Genomic DNA, 15,119 nt, shown 5'->3' with positions numbered 1-15,119 from the left:
GAACTTTTTGAACACCTTCTTAAAGATCAAAGTCTAATAAGCTCTCGGATATTTCACCAAAAGATGCCTCTGATTCTTCGTAATAGCTGTCCCAATTCGATTTGCTCCAAATTTCAATCCGATTGGAGACGCCGATAATCGCACAGTCCTTTTCCAATTTAGCATAATCTCTTAATGGTTGGGTAATGGTAACTCTTCCCTGTTTATCCAGTTGGCATTCGCTTGCACCAGAGAAGAAGAAGCGGGTAAAAGCTCTTGCATCTTTTTTTGTAAATGGGAGGGCTTTTAATTTTTGTTCAATCTGCTTCCATTCGTCTAAAGGGTAACCAAAAACACATTGATCTAATCCCCTGGTCAAAACAAAGCTTGAGCCAAGTTCTTCGCGGAATTTAGAAGGAATGATTAATCTGCCTTTATCATCAATGTTGTGCTGGTATTCACCCATGAACATGGTAGCTGCCCCACTTTCTACCCCTTACTCTACCACATCGCCCCACTTTGTACCACTTTCATTTTATTATTCGTTTAAACAAAAAAAAATCCTGCCATAGGACAGGATTTTTTTTAAATCATATTTTTACCACATGCTGAGAACCGTTGAATTGATAGGCTTGGGTCATTAATTTTTCAATAAGGTCAAAACCAAACAAATTTATAAAATAGAAAATACTCCATACCCGTTCTTGAGGTTCGCCCATTGGCATTAGACAATCATTAATAACATCAAATTTATTTAACTCTGTCTTATACCGTTGTTCAATGGTGCCTTTCATTTTTTTCTCGATATAATTAACTTGCTGTTCCATCAACTGCAAATTTTTATGGCTTATTTTCTTTAGGCCGGGGCTGATTTCAACCGCCAATTGTTCGACAGGCTGATAAGCTTCCTCAATCAATTCACGGAACTTTCCAACCGCCCCCTCTACGTCCCATTCATGCTGCATACTTAACCAACGATTTTTATATGCCGCAAGTTTGTTGTTAAGGACACCTTCAATATCTAAATTCTTGTTATCAAGCCATTTTTCAATTCGCCGGTCAACTAATGTCAGATTGAGCCTTGGAACAATAAGAGGCATTCGAATGTTAAAACATCGGAACGCGGTTTTTAAAGCGGACCAGTAGGCGATTTCTCCAGGTCCGGCAATAAAGGCCAAAGTCGGTAAAAGCAAATCCTGCATAATCGGACGTGTTACAACATTATTGCTTAATAATTCCGGGTGATTCTCAGCAATCGACAATAATTCATCATAATCAAGAGATACCGAACCGGTTTTTCCAATGAATTTTCCATCTTTATATTCAAGAAGTTCCCTTTGCCCTTGATCTTCATAAAACAAATTGACGCTGCCATCGTTCTGATCTAATGCAACTTCATATCCCCGATCCTTTAGCAAATTAAGCTGAGACATAACATTTTCGTTAATCGATTCATGCCCTTGAATCATTTGTTTAAAATAATCAGATTCAAGTTTACGGACGCTTGGATCGGCAGAGTCGATCAAAATTAAGCCATACTTATCAAACAAACGATGGATAAGAAAAGCAAAGAAGTCAACCACCGTCTCTGATCGATCCATCATTTGTCTAATCTTTGCGACAATGTCTCTTGTATACTCTGTTTCACCGTACGATTGGAATATGGTTTCAACCCAATCGGAAAGCTCTTTGTGATCAATGTCTAATTTAGAAACCGATGTTTTATTATTGCTCAATATTTGTTTATAAGGATATTTCTTTAATGCTTCATTTTTTCTGATATAGACATGATTAATTTCATCAAAATCATGATCCTCTCCTGCTATCCAAAAAATAGGAACAATCGGAACACCAAGTTGTTTTTCTTGTTCTTGGGCAAGTTTTATGACGGATAAACATTTATGTATCGTAAATGCCGGACCTGTTAACAATCCCGCCTGCTGACCGCCGATAACGGCTGCAGACTTAGCGGTTTTCAATTTGTTAATATTTTCAAATACCTTTTCGTTCTCCGTGTATTTTTGATTAAAGGCCGTCAAAACAGACATCAATTGTTCACGTTGATATTTACGCTCTGCTATCTCATTCATACGTTTTTGGGAATTGGCTAACCCATGATCCTCATAGTCAAAAAATGACACAATGCGTTCTTGCCCTTTTATATAATCATTAACAAGCTTTGATGAAAGCGGAATTTCAATGATTTCAGTATCCATTTTTTACTCTTCCTCTCTGAACTGCACGAATTGCCAGTTTGAGTATAGCAAATTTTATACTTTTAACAAAAAAGTGTGCTCAAAATTAAATATGATGCAAACTTTCATTTATAACTCCATAACAAAACAAAATAAAATCACCTATCATAAATAATAAAAAATTCATCCGCCAAATACCTTTAAATAAGCGTTTTGATTGCCACTCATGATTTGTTTTCCAATATAAAACTGTATAAATAAAGGCAACTAATAAAATTATTAATGAAATAATACCCGTAAACGGCCGATGCCAAAGATATGTCATTCTTGATGCAGCGGAAATAATAACAAAAAATGTTGCAATATCTACAGAAAGCTTAAATGCCTTTGGTTTTTTCTTAATAATAAGCGAAAAAAATATTAAAAGAACAAACCAGGTTAAGACTGGTATAGTTGAAAACAAAGCAATGATAAATGGAATGGTGTTAGTCATTAGCGCCTTCCTTCCTAAGATAATCAAATTGGACAGCTAAAATACTGTTATAAAGAAATTGTGTAAGAGGACAACCTTTTCCAATGCGATCAGCTTCTTTTATTATATATCCGGATATAGCTTCAATTTCGGTTATCCTTCCTGCTTCGATATCCTGAAGCATCGATGACCGGTTATCAGATGTATTTTTACAAATGTTCATCACTTTATCCCAGTAGTGCGCTATATTATTTGGCAAATAATTATTTTTCGGATTACTCAAACATAAAACATCCGCAGTTTCTTGAAATACTTGCTTCATGACTTGATAATAAAAAGTATTTTCTATAAGTTGTCCATTCTTCACACGATATAACGCAGTTAATGGATTAATAACAGCATTAACAATGAGTTTCTCTATCAACATGCTCTTCCAATCAGATTGAATTTTGAAAGGAAATTGTGAAAGCAACAGTAAATCATTTATAAACTTCATATCACCTCTAAAAGCGGCGACTTGCGTATTCCCAAGACCATTTTGAACAACCTGATTATCAGACGTCTTTTTGGCCCCGTGCTCAACGACGCCTAAAAAGATATGACGATGCTGCAAATTTTCTAAAATATCGATATGTCCCATGCCATTTTGTATAAACATGAGACCTTGGTTCACGTTAACCTTGTTATTAAGCGTCTCCGTTAAGCTTAATATTTCAGGCTGTTTAACAGCAAGAATAATCAAATCACCAATCCAAGGTTCATCCGAGTATTTCACTTGGGGATAGCTTTTAAAATCTTCGCTATGGTTCAGAATATGGATGCCGCCTTCTTTAATAGCATGATATTGTTCTTTTCTTCTAACATATAAAGTCGTTGGAAATTCACGGGCAATATATCCCGCAAACAACAAGCCAATGGATCCGCCGCCTATAACAGACACCTGCATATAATATCCCCCCTGTTTAAGCTATTAAAATCTTATCATACTTTCATATGCATGAAGTATGATGAAACAGCAAAAACGACCGTTATTTTAACGGCCGTTTTTGTCGGCAATTTTTATACCGGATAAACCGGATGCTTTCTTTGACTGAACGTCATCTCTTTCGAATCGTACATTTTGTAGCGGTCAATGAGAACTTGCCGAAGTTCATCACCATCTACTATATCATCAATGATAAGCTCAGAAGCGAGCTTGTAGATATCAATTGTTTCTTTATATTCCTTTTGTTTCTCTTGTATAAATTGAATACGCTCTTTAGGATCATCAATAGCTTGAATTTTGTTTGAATAAACAGCATTAACCGCTGCTTCAGGCCCCATAACAGCAATTTGTGCCGTTGGTAAGGCAATGCAGCAATCCGGTTCAAAAGCCGGGCCAGCCATTGCATAGAGCCCTGCGCCATAAGCCTTACGGACGATCACTGATATTTTTGGAACAGTGGCTTCACTGACTGCCGCGATCAGCTTAGCACCGTGACGGATAATACCGGCACGCTCTACTTTTGTTCCGATCATAAAACCGGGAACATCCGATAAGAATAACAGCGGTATCCCGAAAGCGTCACAAAGCTGAATGAATTTCGCTCCTTTATCTGCTGAGTCTACAAATAGTACCCCGCCTTTAACTTTTGGCTGATTAGCAATGATACCGACAGCTTTGCCGTTTAATCTTGCAATTCCGGTAACAAGCTCCCTTGCAAACAACTTTTTTATTTCAAAAAAGGAATTGCTGTCTACAAGTCTTTCAATCAATTCATACATATCAAACGGGGCATTTTGATGTTCCGGAACAATCTCGGATATCGGCCTGCCTTCTTTTGGTGAAACGGCTTTTGATTCAGGCGGCTTTTTCTCAAAGTTTGCCGGAAAGAAGCTTAAATATTGTTTCGCTTTTTCAATCGCTTCTTCTTCAGTACTTGTAAGAATATCACCGCAGCCGCTTGTTGTGCAGTGCATTCTGGCGCCGCCCATTTCTTCAAGCGTTACTTTCTCGCCGATGACTTTTTCCGCCATCCGCGGCGATCCTAAATACATCGATGCATTATTTTCGACCATGATGACAACGTCGCAAAAAGCTGGAATATAGGCACCTCCAGCAGCAGACGGACCAAACAGCAAACAAATTTGCGGAATCATTCCGGACAATTTGACCTGGTTATAAAAAATGCGCCCTGCCCCGCGGCGATTGGGGAACATTTCTAATTGATCTGTAATTCTTGCTCCGGCAGAATCCACCAAATACAGCAAAGGAACCTTTAACTTCTGTGCGGTTTCTTGAATACGAATAATCTTTTCAACTGTTCTTGCTCCCCAAGAGCCGGCCTTAACAGTTGAATCATTAGCCATCACACAGACGGTCCTGCCGCCTACTTCTCCAATTGCAGTGACTACACCGTCTGCCGGCAAATCACCGGCATTAAAATTGGCGAAACGGCCGTCTTCAACTTTGAAACAGCCATCATCAAATAATTTGGTCAGACGATCACGGACAAACAGCTTGGATTGCTGCTTTAATTTTTCATGATACTTTGGCGCGCCGCCACGCTCTATTTGATCAATACTTTCTTGTAATGTCGTCTGTTGTTTAGTCGTCATTTATTTCTCCCCTCTTTCTTAGAAGAATGAGCCGCAGTCAAGCTGCCTGAATAATCCTCATTGCGGCTTTGCGACGAGAAGTGGCGTTACTTCTTTGAATAATCACCGGCGAAGGAGCACCATCCCGCGACAACCTATGTAAAAATACCAATTTCAAGTTTATTCCAATGTTATTAGCGAATCCCCTTCATTAACAAAATCACCTGCGTTTACTTTTATATCCGAAACGATGCCATCTTCTGTACTTTCAATAGGAATTTCCATTTTCATTGATTCAAGCATGGCTACCTGATCCCCTGATTTAACTTGTTGCCCTTTAGAAACAAGTATATTTAACACTGTACCTGTCATATTTGATGCAATATTTTTCATTCAGACATCTCCTTATTTAATTTTTAGTTCACGAATTCAGCAGAAGAAATATTAGGCGTTTACCTAACATTTGTTTTTAAGAATTATAGTCATTTTAATAATTGTGTTGTATATTGCCCTTTATAAAAGTCGCCTGATTGAACAAGTCTTTCAAACAACGGATAATTTGTTTTTATCCCTTTAATATCGCATTTTTCAAACAGGTGTGAGGCCTTTTGTAAAACCTCTTGCCTATCGTAACCGCTTACAATAATTTTCGCTATCATTGGATCATAAAATGGTGTGACCGATGAACCCTCTTCATATCCGGTATCAATACGCACACCTTCGACAGCCGGAAAACGAAAAGCGGTTAAACGTCCCGGTGAAGGCAGAAATGTTTCCGGATCTTCCGCATATAAACGGAACTCCATACTATGTCCAGCGTAAGCGATATCAGATTGTTCTAATGGAAGTCTTTTTCCATCTGCAACAATCAGCTGCCATTCAACTAAATCGATACCTGTTTGCATTTCAGTAACAGGATGTTCAACTTGCAATCTTGTGTTCATTTCTAAAAAATAAAAATTTTCTTCTTCATCCATTATAAACTCAATTGTTCCCGCGTTTTTATAATTAACAAATTTTGCAGCAGTGACCGCCGCATCAGTAATAGCTTTTCTTGTTTTTTCGGAAATAAATGGTGAAGGTGATTCTTCTATGACTTTCTGATTACGCCTTTGAGTCGAACAATCCCTTTCATATAAATGAACAATATTTCCAAAGCTGTCGCCAAAAATTTGCACTTCAATATGCCGGCCGTTTTCAATGGCCTTCTCAACAAACATTGCTGAATCGCCAAAATACGCACGTGCCCGGGCCTGATTGGATGAAAATGCTCCAACTAGCTGCTCCTCATTGCAGCACAGCTGCATACCAATACCTCCGCCGCCGGCACTTGCTTTAAGCATGACCGGATACCCTATGGTGCCTGCAACAACCTTTGCCTCTTCTAAACCAACCGCACCGTCCGATCCCGGGACAATTGGGACACCGGCCTGTTTCATTGTTTCTCTGGCCTTTATCTTATCTCCCATTAAAGCTACAATATCAGCATCCGGACCGATAAAAGTTAAGCCAAGGGAATCAACTGCATGAACAAATTCAGCATTTTCTGACAAAAAGCCATACCCTGGATGAACAGCATCAGCACCGGTTTGTTTAGCCGCTTTTAAAATAGACTCTTGGTTCATATAGGATTTTTGCGCAGGGGGTTCACCAATGCAGACAGCCTCATCCGCTTTTTTTATATAAGGTAAATTTGCGTCTGCTTCAGAATACACAACAACGGTTTCAATATTTAAGCGCTGACACGTACGAATAATACGATCAGCAATTTCCCCGCGGTTTGCAATTAATACTTTCTTCATTTATTTCCTCCTCTCTGCTCCCTGACTCTAACAGTACATATTCGACAATTTAAGTAATTTTCCTTTTAAAATCTTTTACGTATAAGCAGAAATTTTAGTTACTTTATACTATAATAGAAGTATAATAGCTTTTTTTCAATTTGATCAAGGGGGCAACACCATGTACAAACAGTATACAATTGAACGTTTGAAAATTAATTTTAAAACACTTGAAGAATTTAAAAAATTCCAGTCTTTTGGAGCCCAAGAGCTTTCAATGCTGGAAGACCTTGAAGCAAACATGATTGAAAATGATAGTAATTCGCCATTTTACGGTATTCATTTCGGCGGAAAATTAGTGGCTAGAATGAGTTTATATACGATCAGCCAAAAGTTCGACCGTTATTTTGAACCGCCTCAAGATTACCTTGAACTTTGGAAACTGGAGGTGCTGCCGGAATACCAAGGCAAAGGTTATGGCAGAGCGTTGGTTGACTTTGCGAAATCATTTAACTTGCCAATCAAAACGAATGGACGCAATAATTCACATGATTTTTGGAGTAAAATGGGCTTTGAAACAGTGACTTATAACACCGAAAGAGACAGGGGCGAAAACCCGTTTGTATGGTTTCCAAAAGGCGTCAGTGAACAAACACTTTAAGGTCTCCTAATATAAAATAATATAAAGAAAAGTTCCCTATTTTGAAATAGGGAATTTTTTTCATTTATTAACTTTTTCTAAACTCTGTGAACCATTAAATTGAAAAAACCGTTCACCGGAGTCGCCTTCATCAGTTGCGGCTAATTTTCTTGCACGTTCCATAATACCTAATAATGCCTTATAATCTTCTTTTACCGTTTCATAGTCATTTTTCAACTTCTTATGAGCATTTGTCAGTTCATGATATTTTTCTTCTGTGGATTGCAAAGTTTCTTTCAAATGACGGATCTCTTTTTCTAAACCGCTTGTTTCTTGCGACCGTTCCCGCAATACTGTAAGATAATTGATTACTGTTTCAAGACTAATCTCCGGTTTTTGATGCTCATTTTGTTCAGGAGAACTTTCAGGTGTGTTATATTGTTCTTCAGCTTTTTCTTCCTGATTATTTTTCTTAAACGTCTGAACTTTCCTTTGGCCTTGGGCTGCCTTTCGTTGTTTTTTTGCCAAAGCAACAGCTGATTCATAATTTTTTCTGACTAAAGAATTCCACCGGAAACCGCAGGCAGCCGATGTTCTTGATAATTTTTGCCCAACTTCTTCAAACGCTGCCAGTTGTGTACTGCCTTCTCTTATATGTCTTAAAACTGTTTCTGCTAACAATAGATCTTCATCATGACTCCATGCGTCTTGACGAATCGTAGACATTGAACCCCTCCAATCTAAACTTTTTCTTATTTTATGCGTTTACTAGTAAAGATAGACTTTATATTCTATTATTTTCTCAGGGAATGGTCCCGGTTATTCTGTTTCAAAGTGATTTTGATATAAAAAAAAGGCAAGGAGATCATATCTCCTTGCCTTTTTTTGGTGACAATTATTTCGCAACTACTTCTTCACCTTTGTATGAGCCGCATTCCGGACAAACACGATGAGCTAATTTGTACTCACCGCAATTATCACATTGCACCATACCTGGTACATTAAGTTTATAATGAGTACGACGCTTATTTTTGCGAGTTGTAGAAGTTCTTCTTTTTGGTACTGCCACGGTTCACACCTCCTTGAAGCATTTATTCGTCAAAAAACTTTTTTAGTTTTTCTAACCTGGGATCAATGCGATTCTTCCGTTCTTCCTCAGTTACAAAATCCCAGCCTTCGCCGGAGTAATGAGGATTATTATTACGGTCACTGACGATGCGAATCGGCTTTTCAACCAAAATCGCTTCTTTAATAAACGGAATTAAATCAATCATATTTTCTTCAACATCATGAACGACTTCATGATCAGCTTCTTCAATCTCAACTGAATGATTCAAAAGAAAAGTCTCAGATGTATGAATATGAAACGGATAATTAACATCCTCAAGCGTTACCGAGTCAGGTAAAATCATTTCACCTTTTACCGTTAAATGAAAAGTAATCGAACCCTTAGCAAATTCAACAATGCCATCAACATGAACCGGCGAAATGTTCCTAACTTCAGGGTCTGCACTTGAAATATCTGTTAAATCAACAGTTTCATTAAGGGTTAATCCTTCACCTTTAAATTGAAGAAGTTCTGGTACTGTCCATTTCAATGCCATTACAATACCACCTTTAAGACAACAATTGTAATTATAGTCTTAGTCTATTTAAATGTCAATATACAAACTTGACCTCGCTTGTTTCCAAACTGTCTGTAACAAATTATAATTATATCATATGCATGACAATTTCTAGGAGGGATTTGATTGAAAGTAGCAGGTGTGATTGTAGAATACAACCCGCTTCATAACGGTCATTTACACCACATTCAAAAAACACGTGAAAATACTGGCGCCGACGTCCTTGTCGCTGTCATGAGCGGCTACTTTTTACAACGGGGCGAACCGGCACTCGTTTCAAAATGGTTAAGAACCAAATTAGCGCTTCTTGCAGGAATAGACATTGTTGTTGAACTGCCGTATGCCTTTTCGACGCAAAAAGCCGAAATCTTCGCCAGCGGCTCTGTCTCCATTTTAGGCCATTTAGGCGTTACGGACCTATGCTTCGGCAGTGAACAAGGAGAAATTTTGCCTTTTGAAAATACTATCACAATCATTGATCAATACGGAGAGCAATACGACCATCAATTAAAAAAATATCTTAAAGAAGGCTATAGTTATCCAAAAGCCCATGCACTCGCTTTTCAAGAGCTAAAAACTTCTAATCATTCCCTCATAGACCTTTCGCAGCCAAATAATATACTTGGTTACCATTATTTAAAATCTGTAAAAGAACAAGCTCTGCCAATTAAGGTATCGACGGTTAAAAGAATTGGCGCCGGTTATCATGATGTTCATATGAATAATGGAAGCATCGCCAGTGCGACCAGTATTCGAAAGGCCATCTTTGAACACGGCAACTTAGAAGAAATATACCGGGCGGTTCCGCCTTTTACATATCAATATTTGAAATCAGCTTTTGATAGGAACCAGATCTACAGATGGGATGATTTCTACCCTTTCTTAAAGTACCGGTTATCCATTGAAACAGCTGAGTCACTTTCTTCCATTTATGAAGCTGAAGAAGGATTGGAAAATCGTATAATTAAAATAATGCAAGACTCAAATACCTTCCATACCTTTATGGATAAACTTAAAACTAAAAGATATACTTGGACCCGTCTGCAGCGGCTGTGCACACATATGTTGGTTAACGCAAAAAAAGAAGAAATGTTACATGCGTTAAATGAGAAGAAAGCTTCCTATATACGGCTGCTTGGTATGAACCAAAACGGACAAGCCTATTTAAATCATATTAAAAATCAATGCCCTGTGCCGATCATAACCAGATTAAAAAAGGACAAGGACAATGATCCATTAATGTCCCTGGATATGAAAGCTGCTAAAGTTTATGAACTTGCAGCAATAAGCAATCAACCCAAAAATAAAATCAATAATGAATTTATGCAGCCTCCGCTCCGTTACGATGAATTAAACCATCACTTTCTATCCGATATAAAGTAAGAAACTCGCCGAATGGCGAGTTTCTTACTTTAAGTGATGCAAGTAATTTAAAGCATCATCAAATGATTTAACAGGAACAACCTTCATATGAGTGCCAATATCTTTTGCTGCAGCTTCAGCCTGTTTATATTCATTGTCAGCAACCGGAGCAAAGAATATGTCCGCACCGGATTTACTGGCGCCTACAATTTTTTCTTTAATACCGCCAATCGGCCCTACTGAATCGTCTAAATTAATTGTACCTGTTCCAGCAATTTTATGACCTTTAGCTAAGTCTTCTTTTGTTAATTGATCATAGATTTCAAGCGACATCATTAATCCTGCTGATGGTCCGCCGATATTTTTAATATCAAACTTAATATCAGGTTTAACTTTGACATGAAATTCGTCTGTCTGCATCACACCGATGCCGTATTTTTTTATACCTTGAGATAACTTTTTAGGATATTTGGTTACTTTCACCTTTACATTTTTAATTTTACCGTTTCGTTTCACTTGCATCGGGATCGTATCTCCCGGTTTTTCCCCTTTTAACGCATTTTGCATATCCATAATTGTACTGATTTTTTTACCGTTGGCAGAAACAATCACATCGCCTGGTTTTAAAACTTTAGCTGCTGGCATGCCAGAAAATACATTGATTATTAATGCACCGTCTTTAATTAATTTTGGATGCTTATCCGCATGTTTATAAGCAACATATGTAGCTATATCCTGCGCGCTTTGCATATAATTTTCTTGACGTAAATTATATTCTTCGTTATTTTCATCCGGCAATTTTACTTCTTGAGGTTTCATAAGTGTTGTATATTTGTTATGGTCATATTTCGTCCATAAATATTGATAGATGTTAGCCTGTCCGACATACACATAGACGAGCATGAAATCGCCGTTTACTTTATGGCCGTTCTTTACTTTCACGATAGGATTTATCGACTCAGCTGCCCCGGGCTTTTCAACATATACAGGCAGCCTGTAGAAGTAAAGCCCGATGGCAATAATTACGATGATAAGTATGACATAATATGTAATATTCTTTGATCTTTTGCTCAAAATCACCGCTCCTTCCAAGATTTAATTGCTTTATATATTAATGGCAGTTGTTTTTTGGCTGTTTCCTCCCCTATTTTAATAATCTCATTCATGTTAGTAAATGCTTTAGAATTAAATTGATTCACTGGCGGCCGGATAACAACGTCAGCATGGAGCTCCTGATGGCGAACCATTTCTTCCTGCATAATATCAATACTTTGCAAAATCACATCAAAAATAGATGAGACTTGGGATTCCCCATTAAACGTTGCTACATCAACTGCTATAATAATGTCTGCTCCCATATCCTTTAAAACGGAAACCGGAAGACGATCAATCACCCCTCCATCCACCAGAACCTTCCCTTTCCATTTTACAGGAACCAGAATTCCCGGAATGGAGATGCTTGCCCGAACGGCTTCGTATAAATATCCTTCTTCAAAAATTACCCTTTCGCCTCGTAACAAATCAGTGGCAATAATCTTTAATGGCACCCTGGAGTCTTTAAAGGTCTTACAGTGTGTTATCGTTTTAAGAAGAGACGTTATTTTTTTTCCGGAAATAAAGCCCATCTTTGGAATGATGAAATCCATAAAATATTGTCTTTTAAAATTCACAGCCATTTTATACATGCTTTCATAAGAATGCCCGACACCGTATAATGCCCCGGCCAATCCTCCCATGCTTGATCCGGTTATCATATCAATGGGGATTTTTTCATCTTCAAATACTTTTAGAACACCGACGTGAGCAAACCCTTTTGAACCGCCGGAACCTAATGCAAGCCCTATTTTTGGTCTTCGCATAAGCAGGATCCACTCCTTTAGGTCTAATTCATTCTGACAAGCGTATATTTAGACTTAGGGACAACTTTTACGCTCCCTTTATATTTAAATTATGCTCTCATAGCGCAAGCGATGTTCGAACTTGGAAAGAGAGGAGTAGGGTCATTGAGTGCCGCAAAAATAAAAACAATTGTATTAGCATTAGCAGCTCTTTTCCTTGCTGTTTCAATTATTGCCTTTCCTAAAGTTTCAGTAGACGCCTCACTTAGCGGGCTAAAATTATGGTGGAATGTTGTTTTTCCATCGCTATTGCCATTTTTTATTGTATCAGAATTAATGATAGGCTTTGGTATCGTTACATTTATTGGCATACTGCTTGAACCGATTATGCGTCCCATTTTTAAAGTGCCGGGAGCCGGCGCGTTCGTCTTTGTGATGGGGCTTGCCTCGGGTTTTCCGGCAGGAGCAAAAATTACTTCCCGGTTATATGAAGAAAAAAAATTAACAAAAACTGAAGCTGAACGTCTTGCCAGCTTCACAAACTTTTCAAATCCGCTTTTTATTTTCGGCGTGGTTGCTTACGGCTTTTTTCATCAAGCCGCATTAGGGATTGTGTTTGCTTTGTCTCATTATTTAGGTAATATCTGTGTCGGCCTTTTTATGCGTTTTTATAAACCGTATGAAAGATCGTTTTCCAAAAAAGAACGGACTACGCCAGTCATTTTTATTAAAGCTTTAAAACAAATGCATAGAGAACGTATTAGAAATAAACAGCCTATCGGAAAAATGCTCGGCGATGCCGTGCAGACTTCTGTCAGCACATTACTGATGGTAGGCGGATTTATTATTCTTTTTTCAGTTTTAAATCAACTGCTTGCCCGGCTGCATATTACTGATTCTATCGCATACGGCTTAAAGCACCTTTTACTATTGCTTCATTTTTCGCCAGTTCTGAGCAAGGGTATTGTTCCCGGACTGTTTGAAATCACCGTTGGAGCCAAAAGTGTCAGCAGCCTTGCCGCACCTCTTTTGCAACAGGTGATCGTTACGAGCTTTATCCTTGGTTTCGCCGGCTTTTCCATCCAGGCGCAAGTCGCAAGTATTTTGGCGGATGCGAAATTAAGCGCCAAGCCTTTCTTTTTAGGCAGGCTTATTCATGGTACCGCCTCAGCATGTTTTGCTTATGTATTATTTCAATGGATCGATATCAAGCAAACAAACAACCAAGTCAATGCCGTCTTTGAATCTTTACAAAACCATGCCGTTACAGGAACTTGGATATCATATATCCAAATTGGATCATTAGTAACACTCATAACTCTAATTATCTATATATTAACCAAGGCGCATACCAATATGAAAAAAATTTGATAAAATTTAAACTGACTATACTACTAAATGCCTTGTTCGAGAGCAGAAAAAGCGTACGAAAAGCCCCGCTGCACCTAAGCACGCGGGGGTAAATACTTTTCTTTAAGGGCTTTTTCAACCGGTTCCGGTACTAACTCAGTTACCGGACCATGATATTTTGATATTTCTTTAACAATACTTGAACTTAAAAATGAATAATTGCTGTTTGTCGGCATAAAAAAAGTTTCTATATTTTCATCGATTTTTTTATTCGTTAATGCTAATTGCAATTCGTACTCATAATCGGAGATTGCTCTTAAACCGCGTAATACAGCATTAGCTTTCTTTTTTCTCGCAAAATCAATCATTAATCCTTCAAACCAATCAACAGAGACATTGGGTATGTCCTTCGTACTTTCTTTTAAAAGAGCTACCCGCTCTTTAACAGTAAATAAAGGCTTTTTACTGGAGTTATTTAACACCGCAACGATAACTTCATCAAATACCTTAGCCCCTCTTTGGATAATGTCTAAGTGTCCATAAGTTACCGGGTCGAAACTTCCCGGGCAAATAGCAATACCGGCCATACTTTTATCCTCCCTTATTCTGATGTTCATAAATGGATACAGCGGTTTTCCCATGATATGTATGATGTTTAATTCTTATAAGCACTTCATTAAATTGTTCAGGCAATGTGACAGTATCTTCGTGTTCTACTATTATCTTACCATTTTCCTCCAACAGATTGCTATGTATTATTAATTCAATATCTTTGATAATTTTCTGTTTAGCATAAGGAGGATCCATAAAAATCAAATGAAAGCGCGATTGCTTTTTCGCTAAAATAGAAATTGCCCGGCCTGCATCATTCCGATAAACTTCAGCACGATTTTCAAGCCCGCAAAGCTGAATATTTTTTTTTATTGTACTTATTGCCGGACCGGATTTGTCAATAAAAACAGCCCGGCTTATTCCCCGGCTCAGCGCCTCAATACCGAGCCCGCCGCTGCCGCTGTATAAATCCAATGCTTGTCCGCCGTCAAAAAAAGGGCCGATCATATTAAAAATCGTTTCTTTTACTTTATCTGTTGTCGGCCTTGTTAATTGGCTGCGGACAGATTTTAATGCCCTTCCTTTACATTCCCCAGCTATCACTCGCACGTCGATCATTCCTTAAATATTAAGATATGTTTTATCCTACCACAAATGGTGTAAATATAAAAAGCGGAGAAGTCCCACAAATGGAAGTTTCACTTTATTAAGATGATTAACATTACAATTAAGCAGTTATTATTTTTTG

Annotated in this window: 17 protein-coding genes; 3 read left to right on the top strand and 14 right to left on the bottom strand. The window is 38.0% G+C overall.

What is annotated here, in order from left to right; all coding sequences use genetic code 11:
• Positions 1–19 precede the first annotated feature (19 nt).
• The 7 genes from mraZ to ACFQRG_RS05565 form a co-directional block, all read right to left on the bottom strand.
• Positions 20–451 (bottom strand): division/cell wall cluster transcriptional repressor MraZ, encoded by a 432-nt coding sequence (gene mraZ / locus ACFQRG_RS05595; protein WP_380964576.1) that lies wholly within the window; start codon positions 449–451, stop codon positions 20–22.
• A gap of 118 nt (positions 452–569) precedes the next feature.
• Complete coding sequence (bshC, locus tag ACFQRG_RS05590; protein ID WP_380964575.1) at positions 570–2,195, bottom strand: bacillithiol biosynthesis cysteine-adding enzyme BshC; 1,626 nt, start codon at positions 2,193–2,195, stop codon at positions 570–572.
• An 85-nt stretch (positions 2,196–2,280) separates the two neighbouring features.
• A complete protein-coding gene (locus ACFQRG_RS05585) occupies positions 2,281–2,667 on the bottom strand; it encodes a DUF3397 domain-containing protein (protein ID WP_380964573.1) in 387 nt (128 codons plus the stop codon).
• Positions 2,660–3,592 carry a 2-dehydropantoate 2-reductase gene (locus ACFQRG_RS05580; protein WP_380964571.1) on the bottom strand — a complete coding sequence of 311 codons (933 nt, stop codon included), beginning with the start codon at positions 3,590–3,592 and terminating at the stop codon, positions 2,660–2,662. The genes ACFQRG_RS05585 and ACFQRG_RS05580 overlap by 8 nt, the downstream gene beginning before the upstream one ends.
• A 113-nt stretch (positions 3,593–3,705) precedes the next feature.
• Entirely contained in the window at positions 3,706–5,244 is a 1,539-nt protein-coding gene (locus ACFQRG_RS05575) for an acyl-CoA carboxylase subunit beta (RefSeq protein WP_380964569.1), read from the bottom strand.
• A gap of 159 nt (positions 5,245–5,403) precedes the next feature.
• Complete coding sequence (locus tag ACFQRG_RS05570; RefSeq protein ID WP_380964568.1) at positions 5,404–5,616, bottom strand: biotin/lipoyl-binding carrier protein; 213 nt, start codon at positions 5,614–5,616, stop codon at positions 5,404–5,406.
• Between the two features lie 89 nt (positions 5,617–5,705).
• Positions 5,706–7,025, bottom strand: a complete 1,320-nt coding sequence (locus ACFQRG_RS05565; RefSeq protein ID WP_380964566.1) for an acetyl-CoA carboxylase biotin carboxylase subunit — start codon at positions 7,023–7,025, stop codon at positions 5,706–5,708.
• Between the two features lie 160 nt (positions 7,026–7,185).
• Between ACFQRG_RS05565 and ACFQRG_RS05560 the strand changes: the two genes are divergently transcribed.
• Complete coding sequence (locus ACFQRG_RS05560) at positions 7,186–7,665, top strand: N-acetyltransferase (RefSeq protein ID WP_380964564.1); 480 nt, start codon at positions 7,186–7,188, stop codon at positions 7,663–7,665.
• 60 nt (positions 7,666–7,725) lie between these two features.
• Here ACFQRG_RS05560 and ACFQRG_RS05555 read toward each other — a convergent pair whose 3' ends face one another.
• The 3 genes from ACFQRG_RS05555 to ACFQRG_RS05545 form a co-directional block, all read right to left on the bottom strand.
• A complete protein-coding gene (locus tag ACFQRG_RS05555; RefSeq protein ID WP_380964562.1) occupies positions 7,726–8,370 on the bottom strand; it encodes an RsfA family transcriptional regulator in 645 nt (214 codons plus the stop codon).
• A gap of 169 nt (positions 8,371–8,539) precedes the next feature.
• A complete protein-coding gene (rpmF, locus tag ACFQRG_RS05550) occupies positions 8,540–8,713 on the bottom strand; it encodes a 50S ribosomal protein L32 (protein ID WP_380964560.1) in 174 nt (57 codons plus the stop codon).
• 22 nt (positions 8,714–8,735) lie between these two features.
• Positions 8,736–9,248, bottom strand: a complete 513-nt coding sequence (locus tag ACFQRG_RS05545; RefSeq protein WP_380964558.1) for a YceD family protein — start codon at positions 9,246–9,248, stop codon at positions 8,736–8,738.
• Positions 9,249–9,395: 147 nt separating this feature from the next.
• Here ACFQRG_RS05545 and ACFQRG_RS05540 point away from each other — a divergent pair, with 147 nt between their 5' ends.
• Positions 9,396–10,652, top strand: a complete 1,257-nt coding sequence (locus tag ACFQRG_RS05540; protein WP_380964556.1) for a nucleotidyltransferase — start codon at positions 9,396–9,398, stop codon at positions 10,650–10,652.
• A gap of 24 nt (positions 10,653–10,676) precedes the next feature.
• Here the strand turns inward: ACFQRG_RS05540 and ACFQRG_RS05535 are convergent, their stop codons facing one another.
• Positions 10,677–11,705 carry a SepM family pheromone-processing serine protease gene (locus tag ACFQRG_RS05535; RefSeq protein ID WP_380964554.1) on the bottom strand — a complete coding sequence of 343 codons (1,029 nt, stop codon included), beginning with the start codon at positions 11,703–11,705 and terminating at the stop codon, positions 10,677–10,679.
• 2 nt (positions 11,706–11,707) lie between these two features.
• Positions 11,708–12,490, bottom strand: a complete 783-nt coding sequence (locus tag ACFQRG_RS05530) for a patatin-like phospholipase family protein (protein WP_380964552.1) — start codon at positions 12,488–12,490, stop codon at positions 11,708–11,710.
• A gap of 144 nt (positions 12,491–12,634) precedes the next feature.
• Between ACFQRG_RS05530 and ylbJ the strand changes: the two genes are divergently transcribed.
• On the top strand, positions 12,635–13,840 hold the full coding sequence (gene ylbJ / locus ACFQRG_RS05525; RefSeq protein WP_380964550.1) for a sporulation integral membrane protein YlbJ: 1,206 nt from the start codon (positions 12,635–12,637) through the stop codon (positions 13,838–13,840).
• Between the two features lie 74 nt (positions 13,841–13,914).
• Here the strand turns inward: ylbJ and coaD are convergent, their stop codons facing one another.
• Together coaD and rsmD are read right to left on the bottom strand one after the other, a co-directional pair.
• On the bottom strand, positions 13,915–14,406 hold the full coding sequence (gene coaD, locus ACFQRG_RS05520; RefSeq protein ID WP_380964548.1) for a pantetheine-phosphate adenylyltransferase: 492 nt from the start codon (positions 14,404–14,406) through the stop codon (positions 13,915–13,917).
• Positions 14,407–14,410: 4 nt separating this feature from the next.
• Complete coding sequence (gene rsmD, locus ACFQRG_RS05515; RefSeq protein WP_380964546.1) at positions 14,411–14,980, bottom strand: 16S rRNA (guanine(966)-N(2))-methyltransferase RsmD; 570 nt, start codon at positions 14,978–14,980, stop codon at positions 14,411–14,413.
• Positions 14,981–15,119: the final 139 nt, after the last annotated feature.

This window comes from Scopulibacillus cellulosilyticus (assembly GCF_042665295.1).
GTDB classification, from domain to species: Bacteria; Bacillota; Bacilli; order Bacillales; family Sporolactobacillaceae; genus Scopulibacillus_A; species Scopulibacillus_A cellulosilyticus.
Note: the sequence above shows the minus strand (reverse complement) of the source record. Positions and strands in the feature narration are given on the sequence as shown.

Bases quoted from the DNA above. Each gene is read 5' to 3' on its own strand.
- coaD (WP_380964548.1), bottom strand. From the start codon at position 14,406: ATGGCCGGTATTGCTATTTGCCCGGGAAGTTTCGACCCGGTAACTTAT.
- ACFQRG_RS05580 (WP_380964571.1), bottom strand. From the start codon at position 3,592: ATGCAGGTGTCTGTTATAGGCGGCGGATCCATTGGCTTGTTGTTTGCG.
- ACFQRG_RS05585 (WP_380964573.1), bottom strand. From the start codon at position 2,667: ATGACTAACACCATTCCATTTATCATTGCTTTGTTTTCAACTATACCA.
- mraZ (WP_380964576.1), bottom strand. From the start codon at position 451: ATGTTCATGGGTGAATACCAGCACAACATTGATGATAAAGGCAGATTA.
- ACFQRG_RS05545 (WP_380964558.1), bottom strand. From the start codon at position 9,248: ATGGCATTGAAATGGACAGTACCAGAACTTCTTCAATTTAAAGGTGAA.
- ACFQRG_RS05575 (WP_380964569.1), bottom strand. From the start codon at position 5,244: ATGACGACTAAACAACAGACGACATTACAAGAAAGTATTGATCAAATA.
- ACFQRG_RS05530 (WP_380964552.1), bottom strand. From the start codon at position 12,490: ATGCGAAGACCAAAAATAGGGCTTGCATTAGGTTCCGGCGGTTCAAAA.
- bshC (WP_380964575.1), bottom strand. From the start codon at position 2,195: ATGGATACTGAAATCATTGAAATTCCGCTTTCATCAAAGCTTGTTAAT.
- ACFQRG_RS05555 (WP_380964562.1), bottom strand. From the start codon at position 8,370: ATGTCTACGATTCGTCAAGACGCATGGAGTCATGATGAAGATCTATTG.
- ACFQRG_RS05560 (WP_380964564.1), top strand. From the start codon at position 7,186: ATGTACAAACAGTATACAATTGAACGTTTGAAAATTAATTTTAAAACA.
- ACFQRG_RS05565 (WP_380964566.1), bottom strand. From the start codon at position 7,025: ATGAAGAAAGTATTAATTGCAAACCGCGGGGAAATTGCTGATCGTATT.
- ACFQRG_RS05570 (WP_380964568.1), bottom strand. From the start codon at position 5,616: ATGAAAAATATTGCATCAAATATGACAGGTACAGTGTTAAATATACTT.